Source organism: Pseudomonas sp. P4_D7, from assembly GCF_056401755.1.
Genome location: NZ_JBFUIR010000048.1, coordinates 1 through 16,428 on the forward strand (window position 1 = coordinate 1; position 16,428 = coordinate 16,428).

Consider the following 16,428-nt stretch of genomic DNA (forward strand, 5'->3'; position numbering starts at 1 on the left):
GGGCGATGTCCTGCATTGATTCCGGCAGCAGGGCGATGCCGAACCCAGCCTGAATCAGCTGGAGCTGGGTGGTCTTGCGGGACATGACCCGCGCCGCTTGCGGAAAGAAGCCCTGACGCATGCACAATTCAGCACACAGATAACTCAGACCGCCGCGTTGCGGATGCGGAATCGAGATGAATGCCTCGTCCTTCAGTTGGGCCAGATCGACACGCTCAGCCTCGGCCAATCGATGATTCATCGGCACTGCCAACAGCAGCCGTTCAGTAAACAGCGGCACAATCTGAATACCTTCGCGCTGGCGCAACACTGGCAGGCGCAGCAGGCCGACATCGAGGCGTCCTTCGGCGAGTTCTTCCAGTTGCGCTTCCGAAGAGAGTTTGCCGATATCCAGTGACACGCCAGGCTGTTGCTGCAGATAAGCGCCGATATCACTGAGCAGCCGGCCACTGATAGACACAGTGCTGGAGTGACTGAGGCGCAAGGTGCCGAGCTGGCCATTGCCGACTTCGGTGGCCATGGCGCTGGCCTTGCTCAGCTCGTTCAGCAGATTTCTTGCTCGCGGCAAAAAAGCTTCCCCAGCCGCAGTGAGGCGAGGCTGGCGCGCGGTGCGCTCGAAAAGCGGGGTTTGCAGGCGCGTTTCCATGTCCTTGATTTGCCGGCTCAGCGCCGATTGCGCAACGAATAAACGTTCAGCCGCAGCACTGAAACTGCCGCAGTCGGCGATTTCGACGAAGTAACGCAGTTGACGGGTTGAAAGCACCAGTTATGCCTTTTTGAGATGGGTGATCGACTTTGAAGATATTAGTCGCAACCCTCGGCGCTGGCTAAAGTCATCTCAGGCTTATTAAGGAAGCGGATCGATGAGTGTGGCGGGGTTGTTGAGTGAATGGGCGTGGGGCGCTGGCGGCTGGGCGGTGATTGGGTTGGGCATCGCATTGGCTTACATCGTGTTCGGCATTGCCGGATTTGGCACTGCATTGGTGGCGGGGCCGATTCTGCTTCTGTTCATGCCGTTGTCAAAGATTGTGCCGTTGCTGGTGCTGCTGGATTTTGTCGCGGCGTTCGGCAATCTGCTGCCGTCGCGGCGGGATGTGGCCAAGCCGGAGTTGTTGCGGCTACTGCCGTGCATGGCTCTGGGCTGCACGCTGGGAGTGATTTTCCTGCTTAATCTGAAATCCGATCTGTTGCTGTTGTTGATGGGTCTGTTTATCAGCGCTTATGCGGTTTACAGCCTGTGGGTCAAAGCCCGGCCGACGCAATTGTCGGCGGCCTGGGCAGTGCCGATGGGGACAGTGGGCGGGTTGTTCGGCGCGCTGTTTGGCAGTGGCGGCTTTCTATACGCGATTTATCTCAACAGTCGGCTGCCGAAAGACGCCGCGCGGGCCACGCAAAGTGCGCTGATCAGTTGCAGCACGGTGGTGCGTTTGAGCCTGTTTGCCATCGCCGGTGTGTATGCCGAGCTACCCTTGTTGATGCTGGCGTTGTGTCTGTTGCCGGCCATGGCGCTGGGGCTGTGGATCGGGCGGCGCTTGACCATGAAGTTGTCGCGCGAGGCATTTGTACGGCTGGTGACGTGGCTGGTGCTGGCGAGCGGGCTGGCATTGATCGGGCGCTACCTCAGCACTTGACCGGATTTTGTCAGGGATTAAGCTGCCGGCCTTTAGGGCCTCTTCGCGAGCAGGTCGAATCGTCGCACCGTCGCTCCCACAGGGAACTGCATTCCATTGTGGGAGCGAGCTTGCTCGCGAAGGCGTCAGAAGTCACACCGCAGGATTTCCCATGAATTCGCAAAGCATCATCGTCCCGAAAATCTCCACCCTGCCGGTCCACGAACCCCGGGCCCGGGCGATCGTGCGCTGGCTGGTGCGCAAGAACATCATCAAAGAAGAGCTGACAACCTGTGGCCGCACCGGCAACCGCATGGCTTACGCGATTGCCGATGGCGCCCGCGCCGTGGTCCTGCACCCGCAAGCGTTGCCATTTGGTGAGCCGATCAACGGGCTGGAGATCGTCACCAAACGCTGCATCTACACACCGGCCAAGGGCTTTCTCGAAGAGGCCGGTTGCGCCGAGTGTCGTCGCGAGATCGGCGAAGCGCTGTTCGAAAGCCTCGAAGACTGGATGCCGGGGCGCACCGACAACTTCACCTGCCCGGAATGCGGTCACGAAGACGACATCAACGGCTTCCTGTACCTGCAGGAGTGCGGGTTTTCCAACCTCGGTTTCATCTTCAACAACTGGCTGGAGGCGGGCTTCAAGCAGAGCTTTATCGATGAGTTCGCCGATTGGCTCGATCAACCTGTCTCTTGGGTCAAGGTGGAGCTGTAACGGCGGGGATTCCCGTACATCAGCAACATTGATATTAAGCTGAGTTTTACATTGAACAGCAGGGGGTGGATGACTATAATGGCGCGCTTCCATTTTCCCGCTCGGGAGCCCCCGCGATGCTGCGTATCAGCCAAGAAGCTCTGACATTCGACGACATTCTCTTAGTGCCCGGTTATTCCGAGGTGCTTCCTAACGAAGTCAGTCTCAAGACCCGCCTTACCCGTGGCATCGAGCTGAACATTCCTCTGGTTTCTGCTGCAATGGACACCGTCACTGAAGCCCGTCTGGCAATCGCCATGGCTCAGGAAGGTGGCATCGGCATTATCCACAAGAACATGACCATCGAGCAGCAAGCTGCCGAAGTGCGTAAGGTCAAGAAGTTCGAAGCCGGCGTCGTCAAGGATCCGATCACCATCGAGGCTGATGCCACGGTACGTGACCTGTTCGAATTGACCCGCATGCACAACATTTCCGGCGTTCCGGTCCTGCACGATGGCGACCTGGTCGGCATCGTCACTTCCCGTGACGTGCGTTTCGAAACCCGTCTGGAAGCCACCGTACGTGAAGTGATGACGCCTAAAGAGCGTCTGGTCACCGTGCGTGAAGGCGCCGACAAGAACGAAGTCCGCGAGCTGCTGCACAAGCACCGTCTGGAAAAAGTTCTGATCGTCGATGACAAGTTTGCCCTCAAAGGCATGATGACCGTCAAAGACATCGAAAAAGCCAAAGCCTACCCGCTGGCCAGCAAGGACGATCAAGGTCGTCTGCGCGTTGGCGCTGCGGTCGGTACCGGTAAAGACACCGGTGACCGCGTCGCTGCTCTGGTCAATGCCGGTGTGGACGTGGTGGTAGTTGATACCGCCCACGGTCACTCCAAAGGCGTGATCGACCGCGTTCGCTGGGTCAAAGAGAATTTCCCTGAAGTGCAGGTGATCGGCGGCAACATCGCCACCGGCGCCGCAGCCAAGGCTCTGGCCGAAGCTGGCGCTGATGCGGTCAAGGTCGGTATCGGCCCTGGCTCGATCTGCACCACCCGTATCGTCGCCGGTGTCGGCGTCCCGCAAATCAGTGCCATCGCCAACGTCGCCGCTGCCCTTGAAGGCACTGGCGTACCGTTGATCGCCGACGGCGGCATCCGTTTTTCCGGTGACCTGTCCAAGGCCATCGTAGCCGGTGCTTCCTGCGTGATGATGGGCTCGATGTTCGCCGGTACTGAAGAAGCGCCGGGCGAGATCGAACTGTTCCAGGGCCGTTCGTACAAGGCGTATCGCGGCATGGGTTCGCTGGGCGCCATGTCCCAGGCTCAAGGTTCCTCCGACCGTTACTTCCAGGACTCCTCGGCAGGTGCCGAGAAACTCGTTCCGGAAGGCATCGAAGGCCGTGTGCCTTACAAAGGCACCCTGAGCGCGATCATTCACCAGTTGATGGGCGGTCTGCGTTCCTCGATGGGCTACACCGGTAGCGCCAACATCGAAGAAATGCGCACCAAGCCTGAATTCGTGCGGATCACCGGCGCCGGCATGGCCGAATCCCACGTTCACGACGTGCAGATCACCAAAGAAGCGCCAAACTACCGCGTAGGTTGAGCCTTCAAGCTACAAGCAAAGCAACCGGGGCTGTTTGATTCAGCCCCGAGTTGTTTCTGAATCACGACTGTTTCTGAACGACTTAGACGAGACTGAATCATGGCCCTCGATATTCACGCTCACCGCATCCTGATCCTCGACTTCGGCTCGCAATACACCCAACTGATCGCCCGCCGCGTGCGCGAAATCGGTGTGTACTGCGAACTGCACCCGTTCGACATGGACGAAGATGCGATCCGCGAATTCGCTCCTAAAGGCGTCATCCTCGCCGGCGGCCCCGAGTCCGTGCACGTCGCCGACAGCCCGCGTTGCCCACAGGCAGTGTTCGATCTGGGCGTACCGGTTTTCGGTATCTGCTACGGCATGCAGACCATGGCCGAGCAACTGGGCGGCAAGGTTGAAGGCTCCGAACTGCGTGAGTTCGGTTACGCCCGCGTTGACGTGGTCGGCAAGAGCCGCCTGCTCGACGGCATCGAAGACCACATCGACGCTGACGGCCTGTTCGGCCTCGACGTATGGATGAGCCACGGTGACAAAGTCACCAAGATGCCGGAAGACTTCCACATTCTGGCCAGCACCCCGAGCTGCCCGATCGCCGGCATGTTCAACGACGACCGTGGCTACTACGGCGTGCAGTTCCACCCGGAAGTGACCCACACCAAACAGGGCGGTCGCATCCTGTCGCGTTTTGTCCTCGACATCTGCGGCTGTGAAGCCCTGTGGACGCCGTCGAAGATCGCTGAAGACGCCATTGCCAACATCCGCGCCCAAGTCGGCACCGACAACGTATTGCTGGGTCTGTCCGGCGGCGTTGACTCCTCGGTGGTTGCCGCGCTGCTGCACAAAGCCATCGGCGACCAACTGACTTGCGTCTTCGTCGACAACGGCCTGCTGCGTCTGCACGAAGGCGAGCAAGTGATGGCCATGTTCGCCGAGAACATGGGCGTCAAGGTGATCCGCGCCAACGCTGAGGAGCAGTTCCTCAACAACCTGGCCGGCGAAGCCGATCCGGAAAAGAAGCGCAAGATCATCGGTCGCACCTTCATCGACGTATTCGATGCCCAGTCGAACAAACTGGAAAACATCAAGTACCTCGCGCAGGGCACCATCTACCCGGACGTGATCGAATCGGCTGGCGCGAAAAGCGGCAAGGCCCATGTGATCAAGTCGCACCACAACGTGGGCGGCCTGCCGGAAGAGATGAACCTGAAACTGGTCGAGCCACTTCGCGAACTGTTCAAGGACGAAGTTCGTCGTCTGGGTCTGGAGCTGGGCCTGCCGTACGACATGGTCTACCGTCACCCGTTCCCGGGCCCGGGTCTGGGCGTGCGCATCCTCGGTGAAGTGAAGAAGGAATACGCCGACCTGCTGCGTCGCGCTGACCACATCTTCATTGAAGAACTGCGCAAAGCTGACTGGTACCACAAGGTCAGCCAGGCGTTCGTCGTGTTCCAGCCAGTGAAATCGGTTGGCGTGGTCGGCGATGGCCGTCGTTACGCCTGGGTCGTGGCCCTGCGTGCCGTAGAAACCATCGACTTCATGACCGCGCGTTGGGCTCACCTGCCTTACGAACTGCTGGAAACCGTTTCCGGCCGCATCATCAATGAAATCGAAGGCATCTCCCGCGTCACTTACGACGTGTCGAGCAAGCCGCCGGCGACGATTGAGTGGGAATGATCTCACTACCCGTTGATTAACGAAAAACCCTTGGCCTGAAGCCAAGGGTTTTTTCGTTTCATGCCTTGAAAACGGGTTAGTTGGGTAAGCGACTTTGCAGGGTCAAGCCGATCTCTATCAGGCGCTGGGATAAAGCGCCGAGGTTACGGAACATGATGCCGCTGATCCGGGGCATCGACTGCGCCCAGATGTAAAACTGACCATTCCTGCAATTTACTACTGTTCGAACGATATTGCTGGAGCTGTCGCGACGCACGAGCATGTAGGTGTTTTGCATTTTTTTGAGTATGAACATGCCGTTGCGATTGAGGAGTGTGTTCTCTGTTGCCTCAGTCCATTGCGGCACAGGTGTTTCGATCTGCAAGCGCAGATCGGCGAATAGGATATCGGATGAGTTGCGCGTCGTTGCCCCGTTATCAAACGGGCCCCGAGTGACTTTCAGTCCCGGGTCGAGACTGACGCCGGGCACTTCGCTGGGCACCGCTTCTTCAATGCGTAAACCGATGCCGCCCCTGAGTTCGCTTATGCCTGGCAGATTTCTGAAAGCGTTGGTGTTCGTTGCCTCGACCAGGGCAACCCATTTTCCGGGTCTGTTGAGGAGCTCGTCACCCCACATGATTTGAGAGGCGAGCCGGGCGTGGATCATCTGCTCTTCGATCGAAGTCAGCGGTATTTTCAGTTTGTAACTGTGTGCGACTTCAAGACCATGGCTGCGGATGCCATTGGCCTGGGCAGCCTTGATCAGTTCGAGCATGTTGAATCGGTCATCAGGGTCGGTACTCAGGCTGGACAAGTAGCCGCTAAGGTCCTCTGACATCTCTCCCGACAGGTAAAAGTCGTTGAGATCTGCCTGGGCAAAATCGCTCAGCAAACCACGTACATAAAGTGTGTCGATATGCCGTGCGAACGCCGGCATGTTTTCGATCATGAAACGCATGCTGGTGATGCGATCAAGGGTTTCGCCGACGACCAGTCCATCGGTATTGGCAAAGATGCGATCAATCAACTCAGCCGTCTGCGTCTCGGCATCGATTGGCGGGATGACTGGCCGTGCGGGCAGGTTGGTCCAGTTCATCTCCGAGTAATACTCTTTGGCCTCGTTTAGCAGGGATGTGCGTCTGTCGCGGAAATAAGCCTCATACGTTTCGGCAGTTGATGGACGACCGCGGTTTGCACTGGAGAGCTCGGCGAAAGTCTCGGGCAGGTTCATTGCCCATCTTTTCATTTTCGCAATGTCCATTCCTACGATGTCGTTCAGGGGAGTAACCAGACGCAGTGGTCGCGCAACCGGTGAAACCGGTTCAACGAGGGGAAGCTCCGCTGACGGGGTTGATGAGGCTGGGGCCGAGGATGAGGACGAGGGCAGATCAATGCCCAGTAAACAGGCCTTGCCCAAGCATTGGCCGCCTCCCCTGAGGCGCAACGCGGGTATGCGTTCCCACTTGCCGCTACTACTCAAGCGTACTGGCAACGAGTAAGCGAACTGATTGGGTCGCTCGGGATTGACGATGGCCCAGTGGCCAGTGTCTTCGGAGTCGGCAAAGTAGCGCACGTAGTAAGCCGCACCCTCCATTTCGATGGCATAGCCCGGCTCCTTGTCCAGGCGGTAAATGCCCTCATACTTGCCTGGAGCTGCCTCTGCAGAACGCTGGGCAAGTAGCTCGTTGCATCGATATTTGGCAGGAATCTTTGGAACAGACCAACCTTGGCGCGCAGCCGGCGTGGCCAACTGCCGGGTGGATGCGATGGTGGTCCCGGTGGCAATTTCGTTTGCCAGCTCGACGGTCGCCTGTGGATCAATCGTCGCGACTGGCGGTTGATCCACAGGCGGCAAGAAGGGTGCGTCAGGCGCAGTGAACTCGACCAACCCGAGCATTTCTTGCGCTTCGGCAAACTCCACCTGCGGGCCCACTTCAAGTTGCGCGCCCGTGCTGATCAGAAACGGAATGTTGAACACAATGTCGATCGCATTCAGCACTGCTCCGGTAACACCGGCTTTGCGTTCGGTTGGCGTAGTGCCGTTGATGGCCTGATCAATGTTCAATCCCATGTTCGTGATGCTGGCGCCAATCAAAGGCAACGCCAAAGGCCAGCCCACCGCTGCCATCGGGCCGAATACTTTCAGACCGGCACTCAAATAACCGATCCAGAGTTTTTTGCGCAATTGACTGTTGGAAGTGAGTACAAGGTGCGCCTCGGCAACCATGGCCGTACGTGTCGACTCGCTCAACCAAGTGAATGCGTCACCGCTGATCGCGACGTTGCTGCGATTGATCATTTGATGATCGCTGTGACCCCAAGTGCTCACCAGGCGGTTCATCAGATCGGTGAGGTTTTCGGTCAAGTGATTGCGGTCAGCCAGCGGGAAATGCTTGAGAAAAGCCGTGCGCTTGTCCTCTGAATTCATCTGCTCCAGCATCCACCAATGCAGATCCGCTTCATTCTCCATCAAGAGGAATGTCTGGGATTCACCTGGCAAGTAAAGGGTCTGGCGGCCACTGTCTTCCACCAGACGCAGTGCATTGGAAGCTACGTGGCCATCGAGATCCAGCGCCCGCACTTCAGCACCTACCGGGTGTAACGCTTGCAGCATTGGCAAGGTAACGGGCCAGGTAACGGGCCCGATTACCGAGTCGACGACGCGCTGAAAGTCAGTTCCGTCAAGGTCACCCTGTTGCAGCGCCTGCACCGCCAGGCTGAGAAAGTTGCACTTTGCCAGGGCTCGGAAGTTATCCGACGAGGTTTGCCAGAAAGTCGTCAGTTGGCCTATGTAGCGCGCGCTGAAGTCGACGTCCCAGAACGCCTTCAGCACATCACTGCCCAGCAACCGGACTTCATTGCTCTGATTGAAGTTTTCCGCCTCCGGGCCATCCGAGTAGAACCCGCAGTAAAGACCAAGCAGATCTGCGTTGTCTTGATCAGTCGCGCGAAAGCGATGGATCACCAACTGTGTGAGGGTGAGCGTTTCGTAAGGTTTTTCCAGCAAATGTTCCCAACCCGTGAAGGTCAGCGTGCTGCTCTGCGCCGTTTTGAAACGGTGGAAGTAAACACGGTCGGAATCGAGGCCGGACAGTCCGTTGTCCGCCAGTATTTCGTTGGCAACTTGATGGGCAGCGTCGAGCAGACTCGGGCAGGTCTGCACGATCGTCGCAGCAATGGCTTTGAGGGCGGTTTTGTCCTCAGCGTTTGGCAGGAGACGTCGTTCGGGGGAGGTCATGCGTTCTTCATCCTTGAGAAACAAAGACTGAGCATGACCGATTCGCTCAAGGGCAGTGCACTACCCGGCTACCGCATATTGTTCCCCTATTGATAATCGAGTAGGTGTGATGGGGAAGGATGGCTTGTCTGGCGTTATCCAGCCGCTAGCTGGATTCGCAAGTGCAGAGGAAGGTTGATAAAAAATGCCAGTCAGTTTTGCTGACTGGCATTTTTCGTTGTCGGGCCTTCCTTGCTCAGTTTTAACCGGAGAGCCTCAATCAGGGATCCGGCTACGCAATATCAGCCCGGTATCGGACAACCGTTGAGACATGTCCTTCAGGTTGGCGAATGCGATGTCATTCACCCGCTGCCACGCAGGTCGGTGGAGGGAGACCTTGCCGTCACTCGATCGAGTGATCGGTGTGCGTTGCAGCATGCCTTGTTTGCTGCGGTGGATCAGCGTGTAGCGCTCACCTGTTTTTTCGAACAGATACATGCCGCGCCTGTACAACAGATTCTCCAGCGTTTCTTCGGTCCAGGTCACCTCGGGTGCCGGCATTCTCAAGCGCAGATCGGCACGCAGAAGATCTGGATTGCCTTGCCTGACGGTGCCACCGGGCGAGCTGCCGCGTGGTACTTCAATACCCGGATCGACATCCACGCCCAGCTCTTCACCGGCGCCGACTTCATCGATTCGCAAGCCTATTCCCCCCTTCAGTTCACTGATGCCCAGCAGTCCTCTGAAGGTATTGGTGCTGTGAGCATCGGTTACTACGATCCATTTTCCCGGGCTGTTGAGGTAGACGTCACCGGTCATGATGTCGTTTGTCAGGTAGGTGCTCATCATTTGCTCGTCGACGGAGGGCAGCGGTGTTTTCATTTTGTAGCTGGCGGCGCAGTCGATCGCCTGGACCCGAACCCCGTTCGCTCGCGCGACCTGGACCAGTTCCAGTGGGTTGAATCGACCGGCGGGATCGGTGCCCAGGCTGTTCAGGTAAGTGTGTAAATCCGCAGTCATATTGCCGCTGGTGAAGTAGCGGTTCAGTTCCACTTGAGCGAAGTCACTGAGCAGGCCACGCAGATAAAGGGTTTTCACGTGTCGGGCCAGCGCCGGCATGTTTTCAATCAGAAAACCCATGCTGGCAATGCGATCGAGGGTTTCTCCGACCACCAGCCCGGAGGCACTTTCAAAAACGCCATCGAAAAGATCGGTCAGTGGCATCAGCCGGTTGATCTCGGGTATCACCGGGCGCGGGGGCTGGATGACCCACGGCAGGTTCTTGAAAAAGCTTCGGGCCGAACTTTGCAGAAGTTGGCGTTTGCCGGCGGCATACAACTCGAACGGATCGTCCATGGCGAAACCGCCGGCACCGTCGGGTTGCAACCGGGCATGGGTTTCGTTGAGGTTCAACGCCCAGGCTTTTATCGAACGGCGTACCGACGGTTCGATGTCAAAGGCACTGGTCACCGGGCGTGGGGGCCTCGATGTCGAGGGTTGCGGTTCTTCTGCCGGTTGCACGGGCGTTTCGGGCGAGGCAGGTTCGAAGGTGTCGAGTTCGAGATCCGGAGTGCATTGTTTGCCCATGCACTGGCCGCCACCCTTGAGACCCAAGGCTGGCATGCGCTCCCATTCTCCTTCACCATTGAGACGGACAGGCAGCGCGTGGACAAGCTGGTTTGGGCGCTCAGGGTCGACGATCGCCCAGTCGCCGCTGCCTTGAGCATTGGCGAAGTAGCGCACATAGTACGGCGTGTCATTCATCAGAATGGCATAGGGCGGATCCGAGTCGAGGCGGTAGACACCCTGGAATTTCCCCGACTCTTCGCCGAGCGCTGTGCCATCAAGCAACTCGTTGCATTGGTAGCGTTCGGGCACCGGAGGCGGTAGGGCGTTTTGCGCCGGAATTAGCGTCGTTTCATCGATATTTGGCAGGGTGATGTCGGCATCGTCCGGCACCATGATCGGCTCTTGGTAATCGGCTTCGACAGAGGCATTCAAGGCTTCGCTGTACTCAGCCATCTCGGCGGCTTCTGCCGCCTCGACCTCGGCGCCAACCTCCAGCATCGGCCCGGTGCCGATCAGCAATGGAAGGTTGAATAACAGATTGAGACCACTCAAAACCGCACCCAGCACGCCGGCCTTGCGTTCGGCCCTTGTCTTGCCGTTTTGCGCCTGATCGATATTCAGACCCATGCTGGCAAGGGTGGCGCCAATCACCGGTAACGCCAGCGGCCAACCGACAGTGGCCATCGGAGCAAATACCTTGAGGCCCGCACTCAGATAACCGATCCACAGTTTCTTGCGCAGATCGCCATTGGACGTCAGGGACAGGTGGGCTTCAGCAAACATCGCCTGACGTGTCGAGTCACGCAGCCAACTGAATGCATCATCGCTCAACTCCTGGTTTGTGCGGTTGATCAGGTGATGGTCGGCCCGGCCCCAGGTGGCCACCAAGCGATTCATCAGATCGGGCATGTTCTCGCTCATGTGCTGACGATCGGCGAGGGCAAAATGCTCCAGGAAGGTCGCGCGGCGTTTGGCGTCGTTCAGTTGATCCAGAACCCACCAATGCAGGTCTGCCGGCGTTTCCTTGACCACGAACGCTGCGGTCTCACTCGGCAGATAGATAATCTGCCGACCGGCAGAATCGACGATACGCAGCAATTGCGTGGAGATATGCCCGTCAATGTCGAAGGCGAACACATTCCCCGTTGTTGTGTGGCTTGCTTGCAACATGCTCAGGGTGACCGGCCAGCTGACCGGTCCCACCACTGTGTCCACCAGCCATTGAAAGTCACTGCGGGTGAGTTGCCCAAGGTCCAGCGCCTGCACTGCACGGCTGAGGAAATTGCACTTGGCCAAGGTGCGGAAATCCTCGCCGTGGCTGTTCCAGAAGTCCGTCAGCGTAGCGCTGTAGTGCCCACTGAAATCGAGGCTCCAGAACGCCTTCAAGACCTCGTTGCCGTGCAGGCACACCTGGTTTTTTTCGTCGAAATTCTCGCCCTGCGGACCTTCGCTGTAGAAGCCGCCGTACAGATCGAGCAGGTCGGCGTTGTCCTGGTCGGTGGCACGAAAACGATGAATGACCAGCTGTGTCAGGGTCATCGATTCGTAGGGTTTCTCGCGGATGTGCTCCCAGCCGGTAAACGAGCGAGTGCTGCTCTGGGCCGTCTTGAAGCGATGGAAATAAACCTCATCCGGGTCGAGGCTCGACAGGCCTTTTGCTTCCAGCAGATCACGGGCGGCTTCATGGGCGGCGTCCTGCAGTCCGGGGCAATTGTGCACGACGGTATAGGCGATTCGCTTCAGAACCGCCTTGTCTGCCGCGTTAGGCAGAAGGCTTTGTTGGGTGGCGTACATGCTTTCTCCATCCTTGAGAAATGAAGGCCGAGCATGGCCGATTCGCTCAAGGGGAGTGCACTACATATGTACCGCACATGATCGTTGGAAACGTGTCGGGGTCAGCGCCGTGCCACGTCGGAAAAGTAGAATTTGTCGAGGGTGTGGCGGGATTCGGTGTACTCGAACTGACGCCCGTCCTGGAGGAAGGTCTGGTTGCTGACCACGATCACATGGCTCTGGCCATCGAGGTCCAGGTGCAGTTGATCATCCTTGCTGCGCGGCACCGCTTCGATGGTGCGTTGGGCGTAGGCAATCTGTAGCTGCAGGGTCTGCTCGATATGGGCGTAGATCGATTGCTCGGCGATGTCGAGGGACAGGCCGGGAATCACTTCGCTGACGAAGTGGTTGATATCGAGGATCACGCGTTTACCGTCGATCCGCCGCACACGTTTGATTCGGGTGATGAGGCTGCCGGGTTCGGCATGGATGTGTTCGAGCAGGGCGCCTTCGAGCGGGATCTGGCTCAGCTCGACCACTTCTGTGCTGACATCGTTGCCAAGGCGCGGATAGGTTTCCTGGAAACTGACGATGCCGCCGAGCTGAAACTCGATCGGGTTGGTCGACAGCACAAAGGTGCCCTTGCCGTGGATTTTCTGCGCAAAGCCGCGTTCCTGAAGCAGTTCAATGGCTTTGCGCACCGTGCCTCGGCTGGCCTGATAGCTGTCCATCAGTTCGGTTTCGGAAGGCAGGCGGGCGCCGCGCTCCAGGCGTTCAGTCGTGATGCTGGCCAGCAGATCGCTATAGATCTGGTTGTATTTGCTCATGGGTAGGCTCGGTGCCGACTGTGCTCAAAGCTTCGAACCTTAAGGCCAGGGTAGGGCTTTGTCCATGTGGGCGATGGAAATCACCCTAAGGCGGGGTAGGAAAATTCGCCTTCGGTCTGGCAGGAACATACATAAACAAACTCGTCTGTACGAGTTGTTGCATTAACTCGTACAGACGAGTATTTTTCGCTTCGGCGTGCTGCCAATAACAACAATCCATAGCGGAAGAACTAGCATGAGCCACGACTATCCGAACATCGCCAGGCAATTGCTGCAAAGCCTCGGCGGCAGCGACAACCTCGAACAGGCCGCCCATTGCGTCACGCGGTTGCGGCTGGCCCTGAAAGATCCGGGCCTGGTCGACAGTGCCATGCTCAACCAGATAGACCTGGTCAAAGGCTCGTTCTTTACCGGTGGCCTGTATCAGGTGGTGATCGGTCCGGGCGAAGTGGAAAAGGTCTATGCCGAACTGCGTCGTCAGACCGGTCTCGCGGCGTCGACGATCGCTGACGTCAAACAGAAAAGCACTGAAAAGATCAACGCCATGCAGCGTCTGGTGCGGGTGTTTTCTGACGTGTTCATGCCGATTCTGCCGGCGCTGATCATTGCCGGCCTGCTGATGGGCATCAACAATCTGCTGGGTGCCAAAGGCATGTTCATCGACGGGCAGACCCTGCTCGATGCCTACCCGAAACTCGATGGGCTGTGGAGCCTGATCAATCTGATGGCCAACACCTCGTTCGTGTTTCTGCCGGCGCTGGTGGGCTGGTCGGCGGCCAAGCGCTTTGGCGGCAGCGAGATCCTCGGCATCGTCCTCGGTCTGATGCTGGTGCACCCGGATCTGCTTAACGCCTGGAACTACGGCAAGGCCGTGGCCGGGCTGGACGGGCAGCATCTGCCGTACTTCGATATTCTCGGGTTGTTTCAGGTGGAAAAGGTCGGCTATCAGGGGCAGATCCTGCCGATTCTGCTGGCCGCTTACGTAATGAGCGTCATCGAGCAATGGCTGCGCGCGCGCGTGCCCAACGCCATTCAGTTACTCGTGGTACCGATCACCACCATCGTCGTTACCGGCGTACTGGCGCTGGCCGTGATTGGCCCGGTGACCCGCCACATCGGCATCTTCATCACCGAAGGGCTGGTCATGCTGTTTGACCTGGCACCCATGGTGGGTGGCGCGATTTTCGGTCTGCTGTATGCGCCGCTGGTGATCACCGGCATGCACCACATGTTTCTCGCGGTCGACCTGCAATTGATCTCGACCCAGGGCGGTACCTTCATCTGGCCGATGATCGTCATGTCCAACCTTGCTCAGGGCAGTGCCGCCCTGGCGGTGTTCTGGATGACCCGTAATGCTCGGGACAAGAGCATGGCGTCGACTTCGGCAATCTCCGCCTACTTCGGTATCACCGAGCCGGCGATGTTCGGCGTCAACCTGCGCTACAAGTTTCCGTTTTATGCCGCGCTGACCGGTTCGGCACTGGGCTGCGTGTTCCTGTCGCTGAACAAGGTTCAGGCCTCGGCCATCGGCGTCGGTGGACTGCCGGGTTTCATCTCGATCATTCCGCAGTACATCCCGATGTTTGTGCTGGGGATGCTGATTGCCATGCTCGTGCCGTTTGTTCTGACCTGTGCATTGAGCATGAAGATTGTCCGGCCCGGTTATCGGGTTGCCTGAACAATCGCTTTCGCGAGCAGGCTCGCTCCCACAGTTGATTGCATTTCAATCTGGGCGCGAGCCGCACGGACTTATTGAAGGAGTTGTGCCATGCAAGACTGGCAGCGTTCGGTGATCTACCAGATCTATCCGAAGAGTTTTCATAGTCACGCCGGTAACCCGACGGGTGATCTGCTCGGTATCGTCGCCAAACTCGATTACCTGAAGTGGCTGGGCGTCGACTGTTTATGGATAACGCCATTTCTGCGTTCGCCGCAACGCGATAACGGCTATGACATCAGCGATTACTACGCCATCGACCCGAGCTACGGCAGCATGGCCGACTGCGAATTGCTGATCGCCGAGGCGGGCAAGCGCGGGATCAAGCTGATGCTCGACATCGTGGTCAATCACACCTCGATCGAACACGTCTGGTTTCAACAGGCGCGCAGCAGCCTCGACAATCCTTACCGTGACTTCTACATCTGGCGTGATCAGCCGAACAACTGGGAATCCAAGTTCGGCGGTTCCGCCTGGGAGTACGAAGCCCAGACCGGTCAGTATTACCTGCACCTGTTCGACCACACCCAGGCCGACCTGAATTGGGACAATCCCAAGGTGCGCGCTGAAGTGTTCCGGATGATGCAATTCTGGCGAGACAAGGGCGTCGGCGGCTTTCGCCTGGACGTGATCAATCTGATCTCCAAGCCTGCGGACTTCCCCGAAGACGACAGCGATGGCCGACGCTTTTATACCGACGGGCCGAATGTCCACGCGTACTTGCAGCAGATGCACCGCGAAGTCTTCGAAGGGCACGACCTGATCAATGTCGGCGAGATGTCATCGACCAGCCTCGAACACTGCATTCGCTATTCGAATCCGCAGTCGAAAGAGTTGTCGATGACCTTCAACTTTCATCACCTGAAAGTCGATTATCCAAACCTGCAGAAGTGGGTGCGCGCCGACTTCGATTTCCTTCAGCTAAAGAAAATTCTGTCCGACTGGCAGACCGGCATGCAGGCGGGTGGCGGCTGGAACGCGCTGTTCTGGTGCAACCACGATCAGCCGCGCGTGGTCTCGCGCTTCGGCAACGACGGCGAGTACCGCGAATGCTCGGCGAAGATGCTCGGCACCGCACTGCACTTTCTGCAGGGCACGCCGTTCGTGTATCAGGGCGAAGAGTTGGGCATGACCAATCCGGGGTTCGAATCGATCGAGCATTATCGCGATGTCGAGACGCTGAATATTTTTCGCCTCAAGCGCGAGGCTGGCAGCAGCGATGCCGACAACATGGCAGCGATCATGCAGAAATCCCGCGATAACGGGCGCACGCCGATGCACTGGGACGCCGGGCCAAATGCCGGTTTCAGCCGTGTCGAACCGTGGATCGGAGTGCCGGCCAATGCTGCGCAGATCAACGTCGCAAACCAGCTCGACGACCCGGACTCGGTGTTGCATCACTACCGCCGTCTGATCGCGCTGCGCCGCAGTGAACCGTTGATCACCGACGGGCTGTACCAGCAATTACTGCCCGAACATCCGCAGGTCTGGGCGTATGTGCGTGAAGGTGACGCCGAGCGTTTGTTGGTGGTGAACAACTTCTACGGGACAACCTGTGAAGTGGAATTACCGGCGACGGTCATCAGTGAATCGATGAGCCAGCGCCAGTTGATCAGCAACTATCCGGACGGCCCGTTGCGCAAGCGCCAGGTGACGTTGCGACCTTACGAGTCCTTCGTCCTGCACCTGATCGATCCCTGACCTTTAACTAAAAAAACAACGTTCAGAAAACACGCAGAGCACTGCGCGGGA

The 16,428-nt window shown here is 58.0% G+C and carries 10 protein-coding genes; 6 read left to right on the top strand and 4 right to left on the bottom strand.

Features of this window, described 5'->3' with window-relative positions:
- Positions 1–763: LysR family transcriptional regulator (locus tag AC1DVF_RS23740; protein ID WP_477783233.1), on the bottom strand; the 763-nt coding region annotated here is incomplete at its 3' end.
- 100 nt (positions 764–863) lie between these two features.
- Between AC1DVF_RS23740 and AC1DVF_RS23745 the strand changes: the two genes are divergently transcribed.
- From AC1DVF_RS23745 to guaA, 4 genes are all read left to right on the top strand, one after another.
- The gene (locus tag AC1DVF_RS23745) at positions 864–1,631 is read left to right on the top strand and encodes a sulfite exporter TauE/SafE family protein (RefSeq protein ID WP_477783234.1); all 768 of its coding nucleotides are present in this window, start codon (positions 864–866) and stop codon (positions 1,629–1,631) included.
- Between the two features lie 151 nt (positions 1,632–1,782).
- Entirely contained in the window at positions 1,783–2,331 is a 549-nt protein-coding gene (locus AC1DVF_RS23750; protein WP_095048343.1) for a sugar ABC transporter ATPase, read from the top strand.
- Positions 2,332–2,447: 116 nt separating this feature from the next.
- On the top strand, positions 2,448–3,917 hold the full coding sequence (gene guaB / locus AC1DVF_RS23755) for an IMP dehydrogenase (protein WP_034156270.1): 1,470 nt from the start codon (positions 2,448–2,450) through the stop codon (positions 3,915–3,917).
- A gap of 99 nt (positions 3,918–4,016) precedes the next feature.
- Positions 4,017–5,594: a glutamine-hydrolyzing GMP synthase gene (guaA, locus tag AC1DVF_RS23760; RefSeq protein ID WP_093430638.1), complete on the top strand. Its 1,578-nt coding sequence runs from the start codon at positions 4,017–4,019 to the stop codon at positions 5,592–5,594.
- Between the two features lie 76 nt (positions 5,595–5,670).
- Here guaA and AC1DVF_RS23765 read toward each other — a convergent pair whose 3' ends face one another.
- The 3 genes from AC1DVF_RS23765 to treR form a co-directional block, all read right to left on the bottom strand.
- Positions 5,671–8,811: a membrane-targeted effector domain-containing toxin gene (locus AC1DVF_RS23765; RefSeq protein WP_477783235.1), complete on the bottom strand. Its 3,141-nt coding sequence runs from the start codon at positions 8,809–8,811 to the stop codon at positions 5,671–5,673.
- A gap of 255 nt (positions 8,812–9,066) precedes the next feature.
- A complete protein-coding gene (locus tag AC1DVF_RS23770) occupies positions 9,067–12,153 on the bottom strand; it encodes a membrane-targeted effector domain-containing toxin (protein ID WP_477783236.1) in 3,087 nt (1,028 codons plus the stop codon).
- Between the two features lie 101 nt (positions 12,154–12,254).
- Positions 12,255–12,959, bottom strand: coding sequence for a trehalose operon repressor (treR, locus tag AC1DVF_RS23775; protein ID WP_034156275.1), 705 nt, complete (start codon positions 12,957–12,959; stop codon positions 12,255–12,257).
- Between the two features lie 235 nt (positions 12,960–13,194).
- Between treR and treP the strand changes: the two genes are divergently transcribed.
- Together treP and treC are read left to right on the top strand one after the other, a co-directional pair.
- On the top strand, positions 13,195–14,637 hold the full coding sequence (gene treP, locus AC1DVF_RS23780; protein ID WP_257356055.1) for a PTS system trehalose-specific EIIBC component: 1,443 nt from the start codon (positions 13,195–13,197) through the stop codon (positions 14,635–14,637).
- A gap of 90 nt (positions 14,638–14,727) precedes the next feature.
- On the top strand, positions 14,728–16,377 hold the full coding sequence (gene treC / locus AC1DVF_RS23785) for an alpha,alpha-phosphotrehalase (RefSeq protein ID WP_320336380.1): 1,650 nt from the start codon (positions 14,728–14,730) through the stop codon (positions 16,375–16,377).
- Positions 16,378–16,428: the final 51 nt, after the last annotated feature.